Consider the following 20897-nt stretch of genomic DNA (forward strand, 5'->3'; position numbering starts at 1 on the left):
ACCGACGCCATCGATCCCTCCTCGCTAGCCAACTCGCCATCGATGCGTGAATCGTCCGATCAAGTCCCCCACCGACCCGGCGATGTCGGCGCTCTCGGCTCAGAAATCGGCGGAATTATCTGTTCGATCCCGGTGCCGTGAACGAATCGAAAAAATGCGATCAGCGGCCCCCACCCGACAGGTCAATGTGATGAGTCGACTCGATTCAGTCCCGCCTGATCAGCAGGATGGCGCCCGCGAGGACGGCCAGTCCGGTGCCGACCATCGTGAAGCCGGGACCGGAGTCCGCGGTCCCCGTCTGCGCCTCTTCCGCCGTGTTGGCGGGCGACTCCGGACTCGCCGGCTCGATTCCGTCGTCGGTCTGTGTGGCCGTCGACGTGTCCGTGGGCGTCTGCGGTTCGGTCGTCTCCACGACGTCAGTACTGGTGTCGGTGGGCTCGACCGTCGCAGTCTCGGTCGGCGTGTCGGTCGTCGTCGTCTCGACCGGCGTATCCGTCGGCGTCTCGTCGTTCGAGGCATCCGTCGCCGTCGGCGTGGCAGTCGCCGTGGGCGTCGGGCTCGCGTCGGTCGAATTCGGTTCCGCAGTCGCGGTCGGCGTCGGCGTCTCGGTGTCCTCGGCCGCTCCGCCGTCGCCGCCACCGCCGCCACCGCCGCCACCGCCGGCGCCGCCGTCACCGCCGTCACCGCCATCGCCCCCTCCGTCGTTGCTGGGGGTTGGCGTGGCGGTCGGCGTTGCAGTCGATGCTTCGTCGACCGATAGTGACGACTTGCCACTCACGCCGAGCAGTTCGTTGCGGTCCATGATCGTGGTGCTGCCCTGTGCGGCGCCGTAGACGGTGTACGATCCGGTGTTCAGCTCGCTCCCGTTGAACGTCGCCTCGTAGGTGCCGCCCGACTCGGAGGCGTCGACGACCAGCTCCTCGTCGTCGTTCGCGACGACGGCGCGCACGTGCGCCGGCGACGAACTCGCGGCGGTCTGGTCGACTTCGATCTCGACCGTCGCCGTCTCGCCCTGCTCGACGCTCGACGGCGCGTCGACGCTCACGTCGTAGCCCTCGACGACGAGCGGCTGGACCGCCATGTAGTCACCGTCGTGGTAGACGGTGATGGGGTACGAACCGGGGTCGTAGCCGCTGAGGTCGAAGGTGAAGCTCTGGTCGCCCCCATCGCCCCGTTTGGAATCGACGATCTGTTCCTCGGAGTTGTAGATGTAGACGCGATACACCTCGTCCGGCGCCGAGACGTCGACGCTGACCTCGTCACCGGGATCGGCCGTGATCAGCGAGTCGATGGTGAACGTGCTGTCCTGGAACTCGACCGTCCGTTCCGGCATCGAATCGGCGTCGCCCGAGCTGATCTGGTAGCCGTTGGCAGCGACGAGCGACGACGGGACGACTGCGAGGACGGTTATCGCGACTATCGCGACCACCGCTGTCGACTGGAGGCGCATAGTGCGACTTGTGGTGGCCTCTTGGATAAGTATGGATGTCCTACGGGGGAACGAAACGACCGCGAAAGACGGGTGTTCGAACGATGTACATGGGATGAAACGTGCCGTACGAATGCGATGTCGTGCTCTACTGTTTTGCGTAGTGTTACGTCCACGTCGACCGGCCCTCGCTCGACCAGTGCAGAACACGAAGGAGGGAATCGAGGTGCGGTTCACCGCAGACTGTCGAGCGGGTTGAGCCTGGCGAGGTAGAGGCTGGCCGCGATGCCACCGACACTGCTCACGACGATGGCGAGGACCAGCCCACCGCCGACGAGTCGCGGCGAGAGGGAGGCGACGTCTTCGAATCCAGTCAGCGCCTCGGTGACCGCGTTGACGAGGCGGACACCGAAGACGGCCAGCCCACCGCCCAGGAGCCCACCCAGAACGCCCACACAGAGCGTGTAGAGGAACACGATCGTCGTGAGCGACCGCCGCGAGAAGCCGAGCGCGGTGATCGCCGCGAACGACTCCCGGAGGCGGAACACGAAGGAGAGCTGGATGTTCATCACGAGGAGGACGCCCGCGACCACGGCGAGGACGAGCAGGCTCGCGCCGCTCGCGAGGACGACCGCCTGGTCCTCCAGCATCGAGCGCATCTGTTCCTCGTTCGTCCGGATCGTGTACCCGGGGTAGGTCTCAGAGAGCTCCGATTCGAGTTGCGGGACCTCCGCGCCGTCCGTGGCGCGGATCAGCACGAACGACGCCCGGTCGCTCGCGGTCGTCCCGGTGATCTCCTGGAGTTCGCTCGGCTGCAGGACGATCGTGGGCGCGCCGACGAACTGGGAGTACGTCGGCGAGATGCCGACCACCGTGAACTCCTGCTGGCGGGCCGTGGCGAGCGTCCCCCCGAGGTGGATCGTGTCGTTCACCCCGACGCCGAGCAACTCCGCGGTCCGGCTGTCGATGATCACCTCCCGGTTCATCGGTCCGTCGTAGCTCCCGTTCGCGTAGTGGACGTCTCCCCGGCTGAACATCCGCCCGGCGGACAGGGAGATGAGTTCCCCGCTGTCGGGGGCTCCGACGCCGACGATCGTCTCGAACTCCGAGGTGTTCCGCCCCGCGTACACGGACTGGAATATCATCGGCGCCGCGGTGATGACGTCGTCCCGTCGGCTGATATCGTTGGATATCCGGTGTGAATCGACCACCGAGTTCTGGAACCCGCCGACGGTTCCGGGCTGGAGTTCGATCGGCCCGCCGGTCATCCACAGATCCTGCTGGGACTCCGCGAACTTCTGCTGGCCGGTGTCGATCACGCCGAGGCCGACGCTCGCGAGCATGATGGCCGCGAGGACGGCCATCGCCACGCCGAAGATGGTGATCACAGTCCGGAGGCGCTCGTGTCGCAGATGGGCGACGGCCACCCCGACCAGCGCCCGGAACCGGGAGAGCACTCTCACAGTACCGCCTCCAGCGCGTCCGTCCGCCGGCTCAACAGCACGGGATACACCGCGCCGAGCAACCCGATCACGACGGCGATCACCAGCGCGTAGCCGACCAGTAGCGGGTCGAACGCCGCGATGTCGTCGATACCGAGGAACTCCTGACCGGCGGCGTTGAGACCGGCGATTCCGGCCAGTCCGAGGAGCAGTCCGCCGAGGCCGCCGACGACGGCGACAGTGACCGTCTCGACGGCGACGATGACAGACTGCGAGCGCCGACTGACGCCGATGGCGGCGAGCGTCCCGAGGTGTTCGCGGTCGGCGGTCACCTCCAGCCCCATCAGCGTCGTGACGAAGAGCACGCCGACGACGACGGCCGTCACGACCGCGCTCACGGCGATCGCGAGCGGCAGGTTCGACGTGGACACCTGCTGGGCGGCCAGCCCGTTTCGCTCGACGACGGTCGTCCGCGGGTAGATCCCCTGTAGCCGCTCTTTCACGGCCGGGTCGTTCGTCGAGACGAGGATCTGGTCGGCCTGGTCGCCGTTCTGGGCACCCGTGATCGCCTGCAGTTCACTCAGGTGGACGACGGCGACCGGAACCTGCCCGAACGCGGTCGCGGAGTCGCCGCTCGTCACGTTCGCAACCGTCAGTGACTGGTTGTCCCTCGTCCGCCCCGAGTCGAGCGTCGCCCCCGTCGAGACGTTGAGCGTCTGGATTGCGGCGTCGTTCAGCACCGCTTCCCCGGTCCACGGGCCGTCGTAACTTCCGTTGGCGTAATGCGGGTCGCCCGGCGTCAGCCCGTCCGTCGACAGCCCGAGGATCTCCGCGTCGGGGTTCGCGACGACGCCGACCGCGAGGACGTACGTTCGCTCTCCGGTGGCCGGGTCCCGAACGGGCAGCAACTCGAGTAAGACGGGGATCGAATGGTCGACTCGCTCGTCGGTCGCGATCCGTCCGCTCGTGTCGTGGACCTCGCTCAGCTGGACGCCCCCGGTCGAGACGACGACCGACTGCACGTTCGACTCCTCGGGGACGATCCAGTAGTCCGTCTCGTCGCTCGCGATGACCGACTCCGAGGCGAGTCCGACGGCGATCCCGGTCACCGCGACCATCAGCCCGACCGCGAGGACGACACCGAGTACGCTCAACACCAGCCGTTGGGGCGACGTTCGAAACCGTCCGACCGTCCGACGGACGGCGAGGCCAGAGAGCGCCAGTGTGCGGCGGATCGCGGCCATCCGTCAGCGTAACTCCGTTTCCGCCCGTTCGCGGCGCCGGCTCCCGTCGTGGAGGCGGACCAGTCGATCACAGGTTTCCAGCGCCTGCGGGTCGTGAGAAGCCAGTACGACCGCCCGCTCGTCGGCGAGCTCGCTGAGCGCCGAGAGGACCTGCGAACTCGTCTCCGAGTCCAGTTCGCCCGTGGGTTCGTCGGCGATGAGGAGTTCGGGTTCGGTCACGAGCGCGCGTGCGATGGCGACCCGTTGCTGTTCGCCCCCGGAGAGCTGTCCGGGCTTGTGGGTCGTCCGGTCGCCGAGTCCGACCTCCGCTAGGAGCGCGCTCGCCCGCTCGCGGCGCTCGGATTTCGGGCGACCGACCTCGACGAGCGGTAGCGCGACGTTCGCCCGTGCAGAGAGCGCCGGCAACAGGTGAAAGCGCTGGAAGACGATGCCGACGTGTTCGAGCCGGAGTCGCGCTCGGCCCCGCTCGCCGTACGACTCGACGTCCTCGCCGGCGAGTTCGACCGTGCCGGCCGTCGGGACGTCGAGGCCCGCAAGCAGGTGCAACAGCGTCGACTTCCCGCTCCCGCTCGGCCCGGCGATCCCCACGAACTCGCCGGGCTGGATCTCGATAGAGACGCCGTCGAGCGCTCGCACGGTCGGGGTCACCCCGCGACTCAGGAGCCCTCCGCCTCCCCGGTCGTACTCCCGGACGAGGTCGACTCCCCGGACGACGGCGGCTGGTCCGGCCACCTCGGTCCTGCTCGCGTCCGGCTCAGCCATGGATTGGCGTCTGTGCTCCCGCTGTCCGTATACGTCTTTCGTACCAACTGGAATGTATTAATTACCAACTGAATAGCCTTGTATCGTTTTACGTGCCAGTTACGTCTGTTTGGTGTCGGCGTGCGTCGGATTGATACCCGTTTCAAACCGGGAGCGCGCCGACGTGGGCAGCCATCGCCTTTGCAATTACTCCGTCGCTCTTGAAGCGCTGCCGTCGGTCGTTGCACCGTCGCTGTTACACGGTGTAACGAGTGGGGTAGCAGTCACAACCCCGCCACGGTGCTGTCGGGACGATCAATCGACTCCCCGTAAACTGCCGTTCGAACGGATAACCGGACGAATGAGCGGAAGGAAACGATCGGTGGTGGCGTCTATTCGGTAGTTACAGTCGCCGTTACGAGTTCATGTACCCGGCCGCTTCGAGCGTGTAATGAAACCCGAGTACGAGGAGGGGCGTAACGAAGAGCCACAGGATGTACTCGAGCCACTGTTCGCCGAACGCGTTCACGGTGAACCCGATGTTACACGCGCCGGAAGAGGCGACGAACCAGACGTTGATGAACAGGAGCGCAACGGCGAACGCGACGAAGACCGATATCGTCCCAATCAACTGCTTCATGTTTCGAGACACGGGCGAAGCGACTTGGTCTGCGACTCGATCGAACTCGTCGAATGTGTCGGGTTGGCTCTCATTGTACCTCGATCTGTGCTCGCCAGTACCGTTGTAACGAACACCGTATTTTCGCTTGCCTTGCCGTAACAAAACTGCTGATCTCAGATGCCGGCCGAAAAATTAAGTTACTGTTACATGAATTGGGAACTATGATATCGAGAAACAGACAACGACTCGGTGCCAGCATCCTGGCGCTGTTAGTTGTCGTCTCGTTATTCCAAGTGCCCCTCGCAGCGGCGAGTGGCCAGCAAGCACCGCCCCCGGAAGACGAGACGTTCGAAGTCACCGATCAGGTGAGTGCGTGGGAGCGTTCGTTCCTCCCGCTCCGGGCCGACACCGAAGACGCAGTTGAGACGATCCCGAACGCCGACTGGCGTGCGCGCTCGCCCGACGGACAGGAAACCAACCTCAACCGCGACCCGATCGGGGTCTACGAGCCCGGATCGTCGGTCGCCCTGACGTTCGACCTCTCGGACGCCAACGGCAACTCGGAGACGTTCGGGAACCAGGAGGTGGAGATACTGCGCGTGCACCTCGACGAGGACCGCGACCAGTCCGTTCCGAACACTTTCTCGGACGCGCTCGATACGATCACGCGGGAGAACGCGAGCGAGAACGCGGATTTCACGGAGATCGACGACTCGGCGACCCTCGACGCGAACGGTGACCTCTCCTTCGAAGACACGACTTCCGAGAGCGGTCACTACTTCTACGTCGTCGCGCTGAAGAACTCGGGCGACGGGTTCACGGTGAGCGACGGCGCGAACGGCGAGCTGACGGTCGACGGCAACGTGACCGTCGTCGGGATGGAGCACGTTGCGGTCCGGAAGTCGGCGGGATCCGTCTCCCACCCCAAGAAGGTGAAACGCGGGAAGACGGTGACCTTCGACGTCAACGCCACGTCCATCGAGGGGGAGACGGTGCGACAGGCCATCGTCCTCTACGACGAGGAGAAGTTCGTCAGGCAGAGCTTCGTCGTCGACGTCGAGGACAACGTCGGCTCGGATTTCGACGTCAATTCGGACACCGCTCTGGAGACGACCATCGACGGGGTCAACGGGGTCGCTTCCCTCGAAGACTCCATCAGCGTGATGGGCGTCTCGATCGGCGACGGACAGGTCGCGCGGACGGCTAGCGTCGAGTCGGTGATGGACTTCGTCGGCGAAGAAGCCGGTTCTGGGTCCGCGGAGACGGTCGACATCTCGAGCGACGACGTGGTTCTCGACGCGTCCATGACGGCGGTGAGCCGGGCGAACGGGGACACGACCATCGAGGTCCAGACGTTCAAGAACTGGTCGACCGGTGACTACCGCTGGACGTACGTCGCCGTCGGCAACGGTAGCCAGGAGATGGCCATGCAGACCGGCAACCTGGAGATCACCAAGAAAGGCAAGGACAAGGGCGACGACGGCAAAGACGGTAAAGACGGTGACGACGGGAAGGACGGTAAAGACGGTGACGAAGGTGACGACGGCAAAGACAGCAAAGACGGTGACGACGGGAAGGACGGTAAAGACGGTGAGAACGGCGACGACGGTAACGACGGCGACAACGGAGACGACGCTGGCGATGACAACGGAGACGATGCCGGCGATGACAACGGAGACGATGCCGACGATGACAACGGAGACGATGCCGACGACAACGAGAACAACGCGAGCGGGGTCGGCGATGGCGGCGCAGCAGACGATACCGAGACGCCGACCGTGACGACGACGCCCGAGTCTACGGACGTCAGTCCGACGCCCACGTCGACCGACGCTTCGGTGCAGACTGACACCGACGACGTGTCGGACGACGGGACGGCGACGCTGACGGACGCACCGGACGATGAGACGGACACTCCTGCGACCGAACCGCCGGCGACGACTGCACCCGGTTTCCAGGAGGAAAACATGAATGACACGACCGATACCGACGGCGCGAGCGGGGGTGGCTTCCCGCTGGTCGTCCTCGGTGTCGTCGTCGTCGGCGCCGCGCTCGCGGGCGTCGCGTTCTATCTCTGGGTCTGATCGGCGGGTCTACCGCTTCCGGTTCTGTCTACCGAATCTTTCTCCGCGACCGACTGCAGAAACAGCGACTGCTCCGTCCGTCGGCTCGCTGCGGCAGCCGTTACTCGCGAACGAGCGGTTCGTACCACTCGCGGTTCTCACGGTACCACTCGATGAACGCACTGACTCCCTCGCGGATAGTGTAGGTCGGTTCGTAGTCGATCAGTTCGGCCGCCTTCTCGATACTGGCGTGGGTGTGGTCGGCGTCGACATCGTAGCCTTCGGTGTACTCCAGTTCGAGGTCGGGAGCGAGCTGGTCGCGGATCTCCTCGGCCAGCGTCTCGATGGCGATGTTGTCCGTGCTCCCGACGTTCATCACTTCGCCGTCCGCGGCGTCCGTATCGAGTAGCGTCCGGTTCGCCGCGAGGATGTCCTCGACGAAGGTGAAATCGCGCGTCTGCTGGCCGTCGCCGTAGATGACCGGCGGCTCGCCGTTGATACACCGCGAAACGAAGTTCGAGATGGCCATGTTCGGCCGCATCCGCGGTCCGTACACGGTGAAATAGCGGAGGGCGACCGCCGGGATGTCGTATCGCTCGCCGTAGACCATCGTATAGCGCTCGGAGGCGAGCTTCGAGGCACCGTAGGGACTGACCGGCGTGGTCAGGTGGTCCTCGTCGTAGGGGAGATAGCGGGGTTTGCCGTACACCGACGACGAACTCGCGAGGACGAACCGCTCGACGCCGTGTTCGCGGGCGGCGTCGAGGGCGTTTAGCGTCCCGTCGACGTTGACCTCGTCGTACTTGCGGGGGCTGATGTCCGCCCGCACGCCGGCCTGGGCGGCCTGGTGGTACACGTAGTCGGCGTTCGCGACGAGTTCGTCGACGAGGTCGGCATCGCGCACGTCGCCCTCGACGAGTTCGTAGCTCCCGTCACTGCTCTCTGCGGCCGCACGACCGGCCTCGACGTTGTGCTCTTTGATCCGCTGGTCGTAGTACGGATCGAAGTTATCCAGCACGACCACGTCGTGGCCGTCGCGGGCGAACGTCTCCGCGAGGTGGCCGCCGATGAACCCGGCGCCACCCGTGACCAGAATATCCATTAATCGTATCACTTACCCAACGGGAGAAAAAGCCATCGCAACGGTACGTCCGTCGCCCGGACGCGGGATGCCGATCGGAGTGTTATTCCGCAGTCGCGTCGGCCTGGTCGGCCTCGTCGTCCACGTCGACGACGCCCGCTTCCTGGAGCCGCTGTTCGGCGGCGTCTCGGTCCTCGGGATAGCCGACGTCGGTGCGCCAGCCGTCCATACGGATGGCGTCGATGGTGCGGCCGGAGTGGATGAGCAGGTCGATGGCGTCGCTGATCTCGTACTCGCCGCGGTTAGACGGCTGGACGAGGTGGCAAGCGTGGAGGATCTCCGGGGTGAACGTGTAGAAGCCGGTCATCACGAGGTTCGACGGCGGGTCGTCGGGCTTCTCGACGACTTCGGTGATCTCGCCGTACTTGTTGGTGTTACAGACGCCGTAGCGGCTCGCCTCTTCCCAGGGGACTTCCTCAACGAGGAAGGCGGCGTCGGCACGGGACTCGGCCTGTCGGTTGACGACGTCCTCCAGGTTCGCCTGGAAGATGTTGTCGCCGAGCATCAGCATGAAGTCGTCGTCGATGTGCTCCTCGACGGTCAACAGTGCGTGTGCCAGCCCCTTCTGCTCGCGCTGGTGCGCGTAGGTGATCGGGACGCCTTCGAATTCGTCCTCGAAGTGGTTGATGATCGCCTGTTTCTTGTAGCCGACGACGACCAGCAGTTCGTCGGCACCCAGCTCGACCAGTTGCTCGAAGCAGTGCGTGAGGATGGGCTTGCCTGCGACTTCGACCATCCCCTTCGGCTTGTCCTCGGTGAGGGGCCGTAGCCGGGTCCCCTCACCGGCGGCGAGTACGACGGCTTGCATACGTCCGAATCGTGTACCCTGAGGTATAACTCTTGTCGAAGGTCGTCGATCCCCGTTCGTATGGTGTCAGCAGGCGCGTGGTTTCGAGGCCCTGTCGATAGGAGCCGGCCGGATCTTGGGGCCGCTGATCGTGCTACGCTGGAAGTTGCCGGCACCAACCGTTTCGGTGGCGAAACCGTCGGTTGTTACGCATGGCTGATTCCGACCGCCTGTGGCCGACCGATCGCGCGCGAGTCGGATGGTGGCTGTTCATCGGTCTGCTCGGCATCGCAGCGGCCTATCTCGCCTACGCGTTCGTCGGCCTCCTAGTCGCGGGCGTGTTCGGCTACTACGCGACGCGTCCGATAAACGACCGCGCTGATCAGGTGATAGACGCCGACGCCGTCGCGGCCGGGATCACGGTCCTGATCGTACTGGTCCCCATCGTGGCCCTCACGCTCTACGCCGGATTCCAGTTCGTCACGGGACTGGCGGGACTGCTCGGTGACAGTGTCGACCCACTCTCGATGGCCGCGCGGTACGTCGGTCTCGGCGAGATCCCCGTCGACGAACAGGAGGCACTGCGGACCGCGTTACAGAACCCAGACGAGTTCGTCGAGAACCCCCAGCAGACGGCGCGGACCATCTTCCAGCGGGGGACGACGGTGATCACTCTGGTCGCGCAGACGCTGTTGTTCGTCGCGATGTCGATCACGCTGTCGTTTTTCCTGCTGGAGAACGACGACACGCTGTCGGCGGCGCTCGAGCGACTGTTCGGCGGCCGCGACACGACGGCCTACGCATACGCGACCGCACTCGACGCCGACCTCGAGTCGGTCTTCTTCGGGAACTTCCTGTTCGTCGCCGTCATGTTCGTCCTCGCGAGCGCGGCGTACGCGGTGACGAACTGGCTGGTTCCGCCCGAGGCCGCGATCCCGATGGTCCTCGTCCTCGGCTTTCTCAGCGGCGTCGCCAGCCTGATCCCGGTCGTCGTCAGCAAGATCATCTACGTCCCGGTCCTGGGGTATCTCGCGTACCAGGCGACGCGAGTCGGAGAGCTGTCGTTGACGCTCGTCGCCGCCGTCGCGGTCTCGTATTTCCTCGTCCTCGATTTCCTCCCGCAGACGTTCCTGCAGCCGTACATCTCCGGACGGAAACTCGACGGGATGATGCTCATGTTCGCCTATCTCCTCGGACCGATCCTGTTCGGCTGGTACGGCTTTTTCCTGCTCCCGATCGTCCTCATCGCGATGCTGGAAGCCGTGCGGATCGCCCTGCCGGAACTCCTCCACGGCGAACGGCTGACGAATACTGCTACCATGGCCGAGTCGGTCGGTGCCGACCCGCAGGACGAGGGTCCGGTTCCAACCGATCAGGCGGGCAAGAGCGGCACCGCCCCGGGTGACGACGGATCCGTGTCGGGCGAGAGCAACAGCGGGCCGGACGTCCGCGATGCCGGCCCGGACGGGACTGACCGATCTCCGGAGGACGACTGACCCGAGACCTACCCAGCTGTTCCGAGGTGATCCGAATCCTGAAGGCCGGTGGTCGCCAACCGTCCTGTCAATGCACGTCAGCATCGTGGGCAGCGGCTACGTCGGGACGACAGTCGCCGCCTGTCTTGCGGACCTGGGGCACGACGTGACGAACGTCGACGTCGACGAGGACGTCGTCGCGACCATCAACGACGGCGACACGCCGATCCACGAACCCGGATTGGCGGAGTTAATCGCCGAACACGCCGGCGAGCGCCTCCGGGCGACGACCGACTACGACGCCGTCCGCGAAACCGACGTGACGTTCCTCGCGCTCCCGACTCCCTCCGAGGACGACGGCGCGATCGACCTCACCTACATGGAGGCCGGCGCCGCTTCGCTCGGTGAGGCGCTCGCCGAGAAGGACGGCGACCACCTCGTCGTCGTCAAGAGCACGGTCGTCCCCGGATCGACCGAGGATGTCGTCGCACCGGCCATCGAGGAGACCTCCGGGAAGGCGGCCGGCGAGGGCTTCCACGTGGCGATGAACCCCGAATTCCTCCGGATGGGGACCGCCGTCGCGGACTTCATGGGCCCCCAGAAGATCGTCTTCGGCGCCCGCGAGGACGACGCCTACGAGACCCTCGGCGACCTGTTCGCGCCGCTGGTCGAATCGAGCGACGCGGCAGTCGTCGAGACCGGCGTCCGCGAGGCCGAGATGATCAAGTACGCCAACAACGGCTTCCTCGCTTCGAAGGTTTCCCTGATCAACGATATCGGGAATATCTGCAAGGAGTTCGACGTCGACGCCTACGAGGTGGCCGACGCCATCGCACTGGACGACCGCATCGGCGGGAAGTTCCTCCGCTCCGGTCTCGGATGGGGCGGGTCATGTCTAACTGGTGACCAGCGAGTGATGGCGAAAGACGGAGAAGGGACGAAACTCTTGACGCTAGCCGAGTTTTTCGACCGGTACGTCCACGATGGGATCGTGGACGATGTGTCCGTTCTCAGTTGTGATGAACAGGGAGAGTTTGAGTTCAAATCCGTACAGGCAGCGACGCGACGTCCGTACGATGGCGACCTCTACACCGTTCAAACGAAGATGAACAAGGAGGTCACTGTCACTGCGGACCATCCGATGGTGACCGTTGAACGCGGTGATGTAGTCATCCGTGAGGCAAAAACATTATCTCCGGGCCATCAGCTCCCGGTGCAGACGGATCTGCCGGCAAACCCGATCGGTGAAATCGACCTTATCGATCTCGTCGATTCCTCGGACCAATTCGACAATTCGAGCGTCTATCTGAAACCGTCGTTCGAACTGGAAGCCATTGACGATGAACTCCGCGAAGTACTGGCTGAATACAATCGCCAGTTTAGCTACTCCAAGCTCCACGATCTCGTCCGAAGTAACTACCTCCCGCTGGATGTCTTTCTCAAATATGAAGACGAATTGCCGATCGATCGCACTGACCTCTCACTCTACACGACCGTCGGCGGCGGACAGACATATATCCCCGCAATTATCGAAGCCGACGAAGAGTTCTGGCGGTTCATCGGATATTATCTCAGCGAAGGGCACATCAATGAAGACGACTCGGGACACGGGTCGAATATCCGAAAGCGCGTCTTCTTGAGCTTCCATCCGAGCGACGAGCAGGAATACGTCTCCGAGGTCGAATCGTACTTCGAGCGCCTCGGAATTCGATACCGAACAGAGACGCAGGAGACCTCTACCCAGATCGGGGTTTCGAGCCGCGTGTTCGCCTATCTTCTCGACTGGCTCGACTGTGGAACAGGATCGTATACTGCCCGGATCCCTGATCTCGCGTTTCAGGAACCACCGGAACACAGGAAGGCGCTCCTATCCGGGCTGTTCCGAGGGGACGGTTACATCGAATACACGAACCACTCCAACGCTGTCGTGTACGACTACGGGTCCGTGAGCGAAGAACTGATACAGGGTATGCAGTTCCTCCTTCACAGTCTCGGGATCGTTCCGAGTTACAAAACATCACAGTCGGCCAAATCGACTCAACCAGCACATTTCCTCCGAGTAAGCTCGAAACGACAGATCGCTCTCTTGAAGGAGATGTTCCTCCCGGCAGAACAGGCAAAGATTCAGGAGCGACTCGACGGCTATGACAGAGATGTCAAACCGACTGGTCACGCTGACGGAGGTACCCATACATCGGTCAAAGTCAACGATATCTCCGTCGAAGACACTTCTACGGAGGTCTATTCGCTGGAGGTCGAAGACAACCACACGTTTGTGACGACTGACGGGCTGGTAGTTCACAACTGCTTCCCGAAGGATACGAACGCGATCATCGCCGCCGCCCGCGACGCGGGGTACGAGCCCCCGGTCCTGGAGGCTGCCGTCGAGGTGAACGACGGCCAACCCGAGCGCCTCCTATCGCTGCTCGACGACCACGTCGACGTGGCCGGCAAGCGCGTCGCCGTCCTCGGCCTGTCGTTCAAGCCCGGGACCGACGACGTTCGCGGGACGCGCGCAGTCCCGGTTATCGAGGGCCTGCAGGACCGCGGCGCGGAGGTCGTCGCCTACGACCCCGTGGCGACCGAGAGCTTCGACGAGTACTACGAGGACGTCGAGATCGCGTACGCCGACTCGGCCGCAGCGGCACTCGACGGCGCCCACGCGGCGGTCGCGGTCACCGACTGGGACGAGTTCGCCGCGCTCGATACGGAGTTCGACGCGATGGCCGACCCAGTCGTCGTCGACGGCCGGCACATCATCGAGCGCCGCGAAGGGATCACCTACGAAGGTCTGACGTGGTGAGTAGCGACTAACCCGCGATCTACCTCTGCGCTGTTCCCGCTTCCGCGGTCGTCGGCCCTACCAGTTTCCGATCGACGACGAACACCGCACTCGCGGCGGCGAGTGCGACGACGAGAATTCGCGGGTCGGAGGTGACGTAGAGGCTCGGCGTCGGGGGGCGCCACCACGAGAACGGGTAGAGCCACGGCCCCGCACGGCTGTCCGCGTAAACACGGAGGCCGTCGAGGACAAGCGACGTGATGCCACCTGCAACCAGAAACGCGTAGGCGCGGGACCAGTATCGGCGGGCGAACGCGAGCGTGATCGCCGCGGCGATCACCAATACTCCGCCCAGCGTACTCACCGGGTCATAGGCGAAAGGCGTGCCCAACACACCCTCGACGACCGCGGAATCGAGGACGAGTTCCGTCTTCACGAGGTCCGGGATCGCGCCGCCGCACATCCCGACGGCGACCCACTGCGGCGTGATCGCCTCGATGCGCCAACTCGCCACCGTCAGCAGGACGTACACCGCGAGGACGTGCGTCAGCAGGTCAGCCATCTGTACTCACCTCGTCGGTTCCCGCTTCGCTGGGTCTCGTCTCGAAGGCGAGCGAATCGGCGTCGAACCGCCACTCCCTGAAGAAGAGTGCGACCGCGAGCGTTGCCCCGACGGCGGAGACCGCGTACTTGTACGGTTTCGACCCGCCGGCCGGATTGACGACCGCGACGTTCTCGGCGGCGATCGTCCGGTCCGCTTCGAGCGTCCCGTGGACCTGCACGACCCCGCCGGGTCGAACCTGCGCTGTGAATCCGTCCACTGTCATTCGGAAGTCACCCTCGTCGGATTCAACAGTGACCGTCGCTCGGTCGGCGTCCGCGTCGCTCCCCTCGACCGTCCCAGACAGAAACCCCACCTCACCGACGTGGGTCTCGTAGTCGGTCGCGAGTTCTTCCTCCGTCGGATACGGGACGTTGTCGCTCTCCGTCGCGTCGTAGTGGACACAGAGGCCGACCACCGCGCCGAGGAGCGCGACGACGCCGACGACTCGTACCAGCGGATGCACGCTCCGGTGTGAGCGGTCCGCCGAAATAACGGTTTCGCGCTCGGGCCGGCTTCGACGGAGGTTTACCGCGACCGACCGTCCGACCGGCTATGCGTCAGTTCATCGTCCTCGGGCACGAAGCGCCGACGACGGACGACTTCGCGCTCGACGACATCGCCGGCGGCGCCGGCCGCCTCGACGTTCTCTGTCGCTGCGTCACCTCCGCGTTCTTCCTCTCACACGACATCCGCGAGGACGTCCGGGTTCACCTCGTCCTCGCCGACGAGTTCACCGTGACCTTCGACGGCGACCGACTCCGTCGGCTCAATCCCGACGAGCGCTCGACGGCCGCGCTCGTGCGCAACGCCCTCGCCGAGCGCGAGGAGGCCATCGGTCACCAGCCCGTCGAGACCTCGCCCGGCGTCTCGCTCACCCGCCGCGGGTTCGAGCCGACGCTCGACGACGCCGCCCGCGACGGCACCGTCGTCCAGCTCCACGAGGCCGGCGACCCCGTCGTCGATGTTGAACCGCCCGAGGACCCCGTCTTCGTCCTCTCGGACCACAACGACTTCGCGGCGTCGGAAGCCGATCTACTGGCCGAGGCAGCCGACGAACGCGTCCGGCTCGGGCCGGAGCGGCTCCACGCAGACCACGCGATCACGGTGGCACATAACTACCTCGACACCGACGGTTTCGGGCGGTACTGATCAGTTACCGCCGCCCCGTCCCGCCCGCAGTCCGGCGATGACCTCGGTTCGGAAGGATTAAAACCAGCCAGTGTCTTCGTTCACTTGCTACCAGCACGGGCCGGTGGGGTAGCTTGGTATCCTTCGGCCTTCGGGTGGCCGTAACCGCGATTCGAATTCGCGCCGGCCCACTACCCTTATACCCTTTTTCCAGGGTTCTCTGATACTTAGCGGCCGCTATGCGGGGTGGTCGCTGTGAGCCGTTCGCATCCCGATGCGGACGGTCGTGACGTGCCGGAGACGGCCGTGCGGAATCGCTCGCAGTACGCCGACACCCTTCATCGCCCGGACCCGGACAGTGACGAGCCGCAGCCGGCGTGCGTCGAGGCGGACTACCGCGGTGACGCTGATTTCACCGACGTACCGGTAGCGGCGTACCCGCACTACAAGCTCTGCGAGAATCCGGAGTGCTTCGGGAGTGAGTGGTGGTGACGTTCCAATCGTCGCTCTTCGAGTACGAGGAGGACCTGTCGGCGCTCTCTGAGGCGGAGCGGGAAGTCTACGAGGCGGTCGAACAGGACGGCTACGGGATGCGGGAGTACGCCCGCAAGACCGGCCGCTCGCCGGGCACGGTCGGGAACCTGCTACGCCGGGCGCGCCGCCGGCTGAACGGAGGTGGGGCGACGTGACCCCCGTCGAGTGGGTACTGTTGGCCGCTTCGATCGCGCTGGCAGGTCACTCTTGCCTCCGTCTCGCGTCGTTCCTGATAGCGCGCTCTGACCGTGTGGAGCGCCAGGAGGTGTTCCAGTGACCTTCGTCCGTGCGTCCCGTCTCTACGACATAGAGACGGGCGAGCGCATCCGCTGGGACTGGAGTGGTCAGCAACCGGTCGCAGAAAGCGAGGCGCGGGTCCAGCGCGCCGTCGCTGAAGTCGACCAGGAGGGGTGAAGGTGCGCGCAATCGAACCGGCCTGGCACGAGTACGCGGCGAATCTCCTGTTCGCCGAAGACGGCTTAGCGCCGTACTTCGCGGCGGATTCGCAGGTGAAAGCGGGTGGCGGTAGCCAACAAGCCCGCTTCGAAGTTGCCGGCGAGTGTTGGGTCGTGAAGCTCTATTATCAAGATTCCGGCATCGTCCACCCCGGCCCATCTACGCCCACGGGAACCGAGTTCCGCCTGGACGAGATCCGCGAGTTCCGGCTGCACGTCTCGCGGGCCAGCGACGAGGACCCGGTCGGGGAGCAAAGCTTCAACGCGCACTTAGCACCCCGATGGCAGGGCATGGAGGTCGAGAGTGATGACGGCCAGCGCTTCGAGATGGACGTTCCCGAGGAGATGGACGAAGGGATCAACGTCCGTATCCAGGGGAGCAACATCAACGCGCTTCGGTACGCTCGCCTGCTCAAGCGCGCTGCGGAGGCGGTCGGTATCTCGATGGGGTACTTCGAGAACCCGCTGGAGTTTTCGAATACGCAGGACGCCGAGCGGTACGTCCGCGTCCACAAGGACGAGAGCGGCCCTGTTCACGCTCGGGACGGCCCGGTGGCAACGATGGGGCACTTGCTCGAAGACGACCGGACGGGCTACCGGAAGGTAGTGCAGAACGACGACGACGAACACGGTCGGAACTTGCCGGGCTATTACCACACGGTTACTCTTGGCCCTGAGCGCGTCCGTGAGGCGTTCCCTTCGCACGAGCTACCCGTGGAGGTGAAGCACTACTACTCCCGCGAGGCGCTTTCGAGGGACCCGGATGACCCGCTGGCGCATCCGAAGGTTGGTGTGTCCTATCAGGTGAGTCGATGGGACGACACGCTCGGGGCTGACCAGGAGGCGCTCGCCCAGCTGCAACGCGAGTTGGATCGGGTACTTCATGCGGTACTCATCGACGCCGGCCTGGACGTAGCGCCAGACCACGGGAGCGGCCCGTTCGTCGAGGATGCGTACTTCGAGGCAGAGGTAGCCGAGGGCTTCGAGGAGCCACCGACGCTGGACATAGCGCACATCCACCACGAACAAGAGAGCGTCGTTCTCAAGCACGTCAAAGACGGTCTCTCGCCCGTCGAGTGGGAATCTCTGGAGGTATTGGTCACCGACGGGGGCGACGTAGCCCCGGCCGATATAGCGGAAGAGAAGGGCCGGCACGTCGATAGCGTCCGCGACGCGCTCCGCCGGATGGACGATCTCGTACAGCGGGAGTACGGGAGTGTGTCGCTCCGCTCTACGTACGTTGCTGAATTGGTCCACGACGCTGTACAGCGCGCCGAGGAGGCGGTGAGAGATGCCGCGTCAGCGAGTGCGAAGGCATTGGAGGCGGCCGAGCGCGGCCTGGATGAACGGACGAGCGCGCTGTTGGCGTTCTGCGACCGCTACAACATCGACTATCGGGACAAGGGCGATGCACGGATGAAAATGCGGTTCGGCGAACTCGACCCGGACGCGGACCCGTCGCCGTCGTTCCTGGCGAAGCGGGCTTTCTCGATGTGGACTGACGCGAAACAGGATGCCGAGCGGTTCCGCTCTGCGGTCGTGAAGTGGTCACGACCGGACGGCGAACGCTGCCGGGTGGACGCCTGGAGGCTGCTGGCGTAGCGGTCGCCTGCCCGCGGGCTGGGAGTATCCCGGTCCGCGGGTAGTGGCGACACTCTCGGTTCACGCTATTTTCCGGGTATTTTCGTCTCTATCGCGGGTTTCACCCCACGGTGAGGTGGGAGATCGAGGACGTCGAGCTGGGCGCGATGGGCTATGGGCGATGGGCTTAGACCACCGCCCGAGCGGAAACGCGACCGCGGGGGTCGCGTTTCCACTTAGGGGTGTGGCTAAGGCCACATCATCAAAATACACCGCACCGCATCTCGATCCCTAGGTCGAAAGAATAGTCTACTAAGAAGGATATCTGAAACCCATGCCAAGAGGGAAGCCAAGCCGACAATATCAACCATCCAACCGTAGAATGAATGAAGATCATAAACTGGTATTTGTTGAGGATTCGACATTCGTTATTGGAGAATTCTTTGAAGAAAACTCCAAGCTATTCACTCTTTTAAGCATTTTTGGAGCGTTTATAGTCTACCTCTCAAATCTAGAAGTCAATTCTCAGCCACGAGTCTTGAGACTCGGAATCGCAGCTTCCGTTTTGTTATTTCTACTTACATTCTGGGCGTTGGTGAAACGACTTGGTCAATCAGTGGGAGGGCCAGCAGGATTTCTGGAACGCGTTCTTAATAGAACGGATGGAAGCTACGAACTGCTACTATTCGTTGTGCCGTTCACCGCCTTAGCCGTCTCATTCTTAGCAATTAGTCTTGAGGTCAGGCCCGCGATCGGATATCTACTGCAAATTGTATCCTTCGCTATTGGTGGTGCAATCGCGAGTGGTCTAGTTGATTGGATCGATGGTAAAATATCAGAAAATAAACCATCAATTCTTGAAGATGGGATACTACCATATTGGAGGTTCCAGATATTTCGGATTCTCCCTCTCGCAATCATCTGTGGGATTTTAGTCCGCATATGGCAAGTTAACGATACAGGTGTGTTCGTTTTCACTGAAACTGAAATTACGCAATCAGTAGCTGCTTCAGTGAGACTTGGAGCATTGGTCTGGCTTGCTATACTATTATTAGCTGATGTTATTGTGATATTTGAAGATCACAGAGATAGCATTATAGCACTTCTAAAGTCTATAGATTGGAAGACAATCATTTATTCCACTAACTGACTACTCGATACGCGCGTCTTATATATACACTTCTCCGGCCGCTTTCGCGACGCGGCCCATGGCGTGCATCACTCGCCTCGACGGCGAGCGGGCGCGATGGGCTGTCCACTGTATACTATAGGGGGGAGGTTTCCGTTTACATCTTTCCATCGTACCGCAGTCTTGCGATTTTGAGGAATACACTGTAAAGTGATTTGACGAGTAGCAGAGAAACTGAATCAATTTTTGCTCCACTCCATACAAAACAGAGCTTCTATACCGGATATTCGAGGGTTTCGCCGATATTTGATTCGACACTCGTTGAAAACCATTCCTCCTGGCCCGATACTTGGTTTCTTGTACAGTTCTTTCTCAATAAACCACTTCACCAACCTCTATCAGAATCAGTGTCATCTACCCGGATATGGCAGACTCAAATTCAGACGAGACTGAGAATACAAAGGATCAAGCACAGAAGACTGATGTCCTGATCTCGCATTATGAACAGATGCGCCAGGAAACTCGTTTGTTGAACCAGTTCCAGTCTCGGCGGTTCACTCGGGGCATGGCTGCGATCGCCGTGGTCATTGGCTCGATATTCGTAAGTAAACAGGCTCTCGTTCTGGTTGCAATTATTCCGTTCATAATCTGGGTGTTATTCGTGAGACAGATCCAATCGATGAACTGGATTGTCCGGATTGAGGGTCATATTATAGATATACAGAGAGAACTGAATGTGGACGGCTTCAATTACGAACAAAAATATGGATTTCACGCAGATGACCACCCGTTTGGCTTAACAATGCCAAATATCGCATTGGGGTTATTTTTCTTAGCGGCTTACATCATTAGTTCGTTTGCGGGATTCGCGGTTGTCGATACAGTTGATGTCCCCAATTCGATCGAGATGATTAGTTCACCCCTTTTTGTTGGCGGGAGTTACTTCATTGCGGGTTTACTGGCTCTTGGAGTTCTTGGTTCACATTATCGGCTTCAATTTGCCGAGGATCGAGATTAGATACCTCTGCGTGCAAGTTTAATCTGGACCCCTGGCGGTTGTACGTCGAGAGAACCGTTCGACACGATATGCACACGAGTCGATCCCGACCGTGTGCATATTCAACTGGTATCGACCCACAGAGTGGAAGATGTCCGCCGCTGTGGGCTGTGGGTCATGGGCTTCTATAAAAGGAATTGACCAGCGAGTTACCCTATCAAGCCCCGATATCGGCCTTGTGTTCACGAGTGGACCGTAGTATCATTCAAATCCAACCAGTCTTTCTTATATCTCGTCGGTAGTGTTACAGACAATGGGATCAGCTACGGAAGCAATCGTTGTGCTACTCTTAGGTGGCTACACCTACTTCTACCTACACGAGTACACTCACTACATTTCTGGATATCTGTTCAACGGGTCGCCGATTGTTCATTACGACCGAGTTGGTCCGCTTCCGCGTCCATATGCGGTGTCCTATCAGAATCTCCCTAATATGCCCAATATTGGTGTCCGTGTTTGCGGCATCTCGCCGCATATTGTTTGGGGCCTCGTTACCCTACTCACTCTCCTCTGGATAGATGTCCCTGAATTCTCTATCAATAGCGCTACAGGAATCTTCTTGGCTATAGGGGAGGTTGCAACACAGATTGATCCGTGGAAACTCTACCTACTCACCAGCAGTTCTACCGCGTCTATCAGTGTCAGCCCATCAGATCTCGTTGCGACATTTCGTCCGCAAGCAT

The 20897-nt window shown here is 62.4% G+C and carries 19 protein-coding genes and 1 tRNA gene; 11 read left to right on the forward strand and 9 right to left on the reverse strand.

The genetic code is table 11. The features are described 5' to 3' along the window. Positions 1–205: 205 nt before the first annotated feature. The 5 genes from AB2U09_RS04795 to AB2U09_RS04815 form a co-directional block, all read right to left on the reverse strand. A complete protein-coding gene (locus tag AB2U09_RS04795) occupies positions 206–1450 on the reverse strand; it encodes a hypothetical protein (RefSeq protein ID WP_459191553.1) in 1245 nt (414 codons plus the stop codon). Positions 1451–1662: 212 nt separating this feature from the next. Next, positions 1663–2892, reverse strand: a complete 1230-nt coding sequence (locus tag AB2U09_RS04800; RefSeq protein ID WP_459191554.1) for an ABC transporter permease — start codon at positions 2890–2892, stop codon at positions 1663–1665. Then, the gene (locus AB2U09_RS04805) at positions 2889–4028 is read right to left on the reverse strand and encodes an FtsX-like permease family protein (protein ID WP_459191733.1); all 1140 of its coding nucleotides are present in this window, start codon (positions 4026–4028) and stop codon (positions 2889–2891) included. The genes AB2U09_RS04800 and AB2U09_RS04805 overlap by 4 nt, the downstream gene beginning before the upstream one ends. A 90-nt stretch (positions 4029–4118) precedes the next feature. Next, positions 4119–4877, reverse strand: a complete 759-nt coding sequence (locus tag AB2U09_RS04810) for an ABC transporter ATP-binding protein (protein WP_459191555.1) — start codon at positions 4875–4877, stop codon at positions 4119–4121. A gap of 394 nt (positions 4878–5271) precedes the next feature. Then, the gene (locus tag AB2U09_RS04815) at positions 5272–5496 is read right to left on the reverse strand and encodes a hypothetical protein (RefSeq protein ID WP_459191556.1); all 225 of its coding nucleotides are present in this window, start codon (positions 5494–5496) and stop codon (positions 5272–5274) included. Between the two features lie 203 nt (positions 5497–5699). On the opposite strand from AB2U09_RS04815, the gene AB2U09_RS04820 reads away from it, so the two are divergent. Then, positions 5700–7562 carry a hypothetical protein gene (locus AB2U09_RS04820; protein WP_459191557.1) on the forward strand — a complete coding sequence of 621 codons (1863 nt, stop codon included), beginning with the start codon at positions 5700–5702 and terminating at the stop codon, positions 7560–7562. A gap of 100 nt (positions 7563–7662) precedes the next feature. On the opposite strand, the gene AB2U09_RS04825 is transcribed toward AB2U09_RS04820, so the two are convergent. Beyond that, positions 7663–8643: an NAD-dependent epimerase/dehydratase family protein gene (locus tag AB2U09_RS04825; RefSeq protein ID WP_459191558.1), complete on the reverse strand. Its 981-nt coding sequence runs from the start codon at positions 8641–8643 to the stop codon at positions 7663–7665. 82 nt (positions 8644–8725) lie between these two features. Further along, positions 8726–9490: a UTP--glucose-1-phosphate uridylyltransferase AglF gene (gene aglF / locus AB2U09_RS04830; protein WP_459191559.1), complete on the reverse strand. Its 765-nt coding sequence runs from the start codon at positions 9488–9490 to the stop codon at positions 8726–8728. 191 nt (positions 9491–9681) lie between these two features. Between aglF and AB2U09_RS04835 the strand changes: the two genes are divergently transcribed. Then, the gene (locus AB2U09_RS04835; RefSeq protein ID WP_459191560.1) at positions 9682–10965 is read left to right on the forward strand and encodes an AI-2E family transporter; all 1284 of its coding nucleotides are present in this window, start codon (positions 9682–9684) and stop codon (positions 10963–10965) included. Positions 10966–11035: 70 nt separating this feature from the next. Continuing rightward, positions 11036–13747 carry a nucleotide sugar dehydrogenase gene (locus AB2U09_RS04840; RefSeq protein ID WP_459191561.1) on the forward strand — a complete coding sequence of 904 codons (2712 nt, stop codon included), beginning with the start codon at positions 11036–11038 and terminating at the stop codon, positions 13745–13747. Positions 13748–13766: 19 nt separating this feature from the next. On the opposite strand, the gene AB2U09_RS04845 is transcribed toward AB2U09_RS04840, so the two are convergent. Both AB2U09_RS04845 and AB2U09_RS04850 read right to left on the reverse strand, forming a co-directional pair. After that, positions 13767–14288 carry a metal-dependent hydrolase gene (locus AB2U09_RS04845; protein WP_459191562.1) on the reverse strand — a complete coding sequence of 174 codons (522 nt, stop codon included), beginning with the start codon at positions 14286–14288 and terminating at the stop codon, positions 13767–13769. Further along, the gene (locus tag AB2U09_RS04850; RefSeq protein ID WP_459191563.1) at positions 14281–14793 is read right to left on the reverse strand and encodes an OB-like fold-containing membrane protein; all 513 of its coding nucleotides are present in this window, start codon (positions 14791–14793) and stop codon (positions 14281–14283) included. Before AB2U09_RS04850 ends, AB2U09_RS04845 begins: the two co-directional genes overlap by 8 nt. A gap of 89 nt (positions 14794–14882) precedes the next feature. On the opposite strand from AB2U09_RS04850, the gene trmY reads away from it, so the two are divergent. The 8 genes from trmY to AB2U09_RS04890 all read left to right on the forward strand — a co-directional run bounded on the left by trmY (position 14883) and on the right by AB2U09_RS04890 (position 20175). After that, positions 14883–15479 carry a tRNA (pseudouridine(54)-N(1))-methyltransferase TrmY gene (gene trmY / locus AB2U09_RS04855; protein WP_459191564.1) on the forward strand — a complete coding sequence of 199 codons (597 nt, stop codon included), beginning with the start codon at positions 14883–14885 and terminating at the stop codon, positions 15477–15479. Positions 15480–15576: 97 nt separating this feature from the next. Next, positions 15577–15649, forward strand: a tRNA-Pro gene (locus AB2U09_RS04860). Positions 15650–15713: 64 nt separating this feature from the next. Next, positions 15714–15950 carry a hypothetical protein gene (locus AB2U09_RS04865; protein WP_459191565.1) on the forward strand — a complete coding sequence of 79 codons (237 nt, stop codon included), beginning with the start codon at positions 15714–15716 and terminating at the stop codon, positions 15948–15950. After that, positions 15947–16147 carry a sigma factor-like helix-turn-helix DNA-binding protein gene (locus AB2U09_RS04870; RefSeq protein ID WP_459191566.1) on the forward strand — a complete coding sequence of 67 codons (201 nt, stop codon included), beginning with the start codon at positions 15947–15949 and terminating at the stop codon, positions 16145–16147. Before AB2U09_RS04865 ends, AB2U09_RS04870 begins: the two co-directional genes overlap by 4 nt. A gap of 118 nt (positions 16148–16265) precedes the next feature. Continuing rightward, positions 16266–16406, forward strand: coding sequence for a hypothetical protein (locus AB2U09_RS04875; protein WP_459191567.1), 141 nt, complete (start codon positions 16266–16268; stop codon positions 16404–16406). Between the two features lie 2 nt (positions 16407–16408). Beyond that, positions 16409–18049: a DUF7845 domain-containing protein gene (locus AB2U09_RS04880; protein ID WP_459191568.1), complete on the forward strand. Its 1641-nt coding sequence runs from the start codon at positions 16409–16411 to the stop codon at positions 18047–18049. A 313-nt stretch (positions 18050–18362) separates the two neighbouring features. Further along, a complete protein-coding gene (locus tag AB2U09_RS04885) occupies positions 18363–19178 on the forward strand; it encodes a hypothetical protein (RefSeq protein ID WP_459191569.1) in 816 nt (271 codons plus the stop codon). 403 nt (positions 19179–19581) lie between these two features. Then, positions 19582–20175, forward strand: a complete 594-nt coding sequence (locus tag AB2U09_RS04890; protein ID WP_459191570.1) for a hypothetical protein — start codon at positions 19582–19584, stop codon at positions 20173–20175. The last annotated feature ends 722 nt before the right edge of the window (positions 20176–20897 follow it).

This window comes from Halosimplex yunnanense, assembly GCF_054504345.1.

Coding starts and splice junctions, on each gene's coding strand:
- trmY (WP_459191564.1), top strand. CDS start 14,883: ATGCGTCAGTTCATCGTCCTCGGGCACGAAGCGCCGACGACGGACGAC.
- AB2U09_RS04885 (WP_459191569.1), top strand. CDS start 18,363: ATGCCAAGAGGGAAGCCAAGCCGACAATATCAACCATCCAACCGTAGA.
- AB2U09_RS04820 (WP_459191557.1), top strand. CDS start 5,700: ATGATATCGAGAAACAGACAACGACTCGGTGCCAGCATCCTGGCGCTG.
- AB2U09_RS04845 (WP_459191562.1), bottom strand. CDS start 14,288: ATGGCTGACCTGCTGACGCACGTCCTCGCGGTGTACGTCCTGCTGACG.
- AB2U09_RS04840 (WP_459191561.1), top strand. CDS start 11,036: ATGCACGTCAGCATCGTGGGCAGCGGCTACGTCGGGACGACAGTCGCC.
- AB2U09_RS04825 (WP_459191558.1), bottom strand. CDS start 8,643: ATGGATATTCTGGTCACGGGTGGCGCCGGGTTCATCGGCGGCCACCTC.
- AB2U09_RS04810 (WP_459191555.1), bottom strand. CDS start 4,877: ATGGCTGAGCCGGACGCGAGCAGGACCGAGGTGGCCGGACCAGCCGCC.
- aglF (WP_459191559.1), bottom strand. CDS start 9,490: ATGCAAGCCGTCGTACTCGCCGCCGGTGAGGGGACCCGGCTACGGCCC.
- AB2U09_RS04835 (WP_459191560.1), top strand. CDS start 9,682: ATGGCTGATTCCGACCGCCTGTGGCCGACCGATCGCGCGCGAGTCGGA.
- AB2U09_RS04815 (WP_459191556.1), bottom strand. CDS start 5,496: ATGAAGCAGTTGATTGGGACGATATCGGTCTTCGTCGCGTTCGCCGTT.
- AB2U09_RS04890 (WP_459191570.1), top strand. CDS start 19,582: ATGGCAGACTCAAATTCAGACGAGACTGAGAATACAAAGGATCAAGCA.
- AB2U09_RS04795 (WP_459191553.1), bottom strand. CDS start 1,450: ATGCGCCTCCAGTCGACAGCGGTGGTCGCGATAGTCGCGATAACCGTC.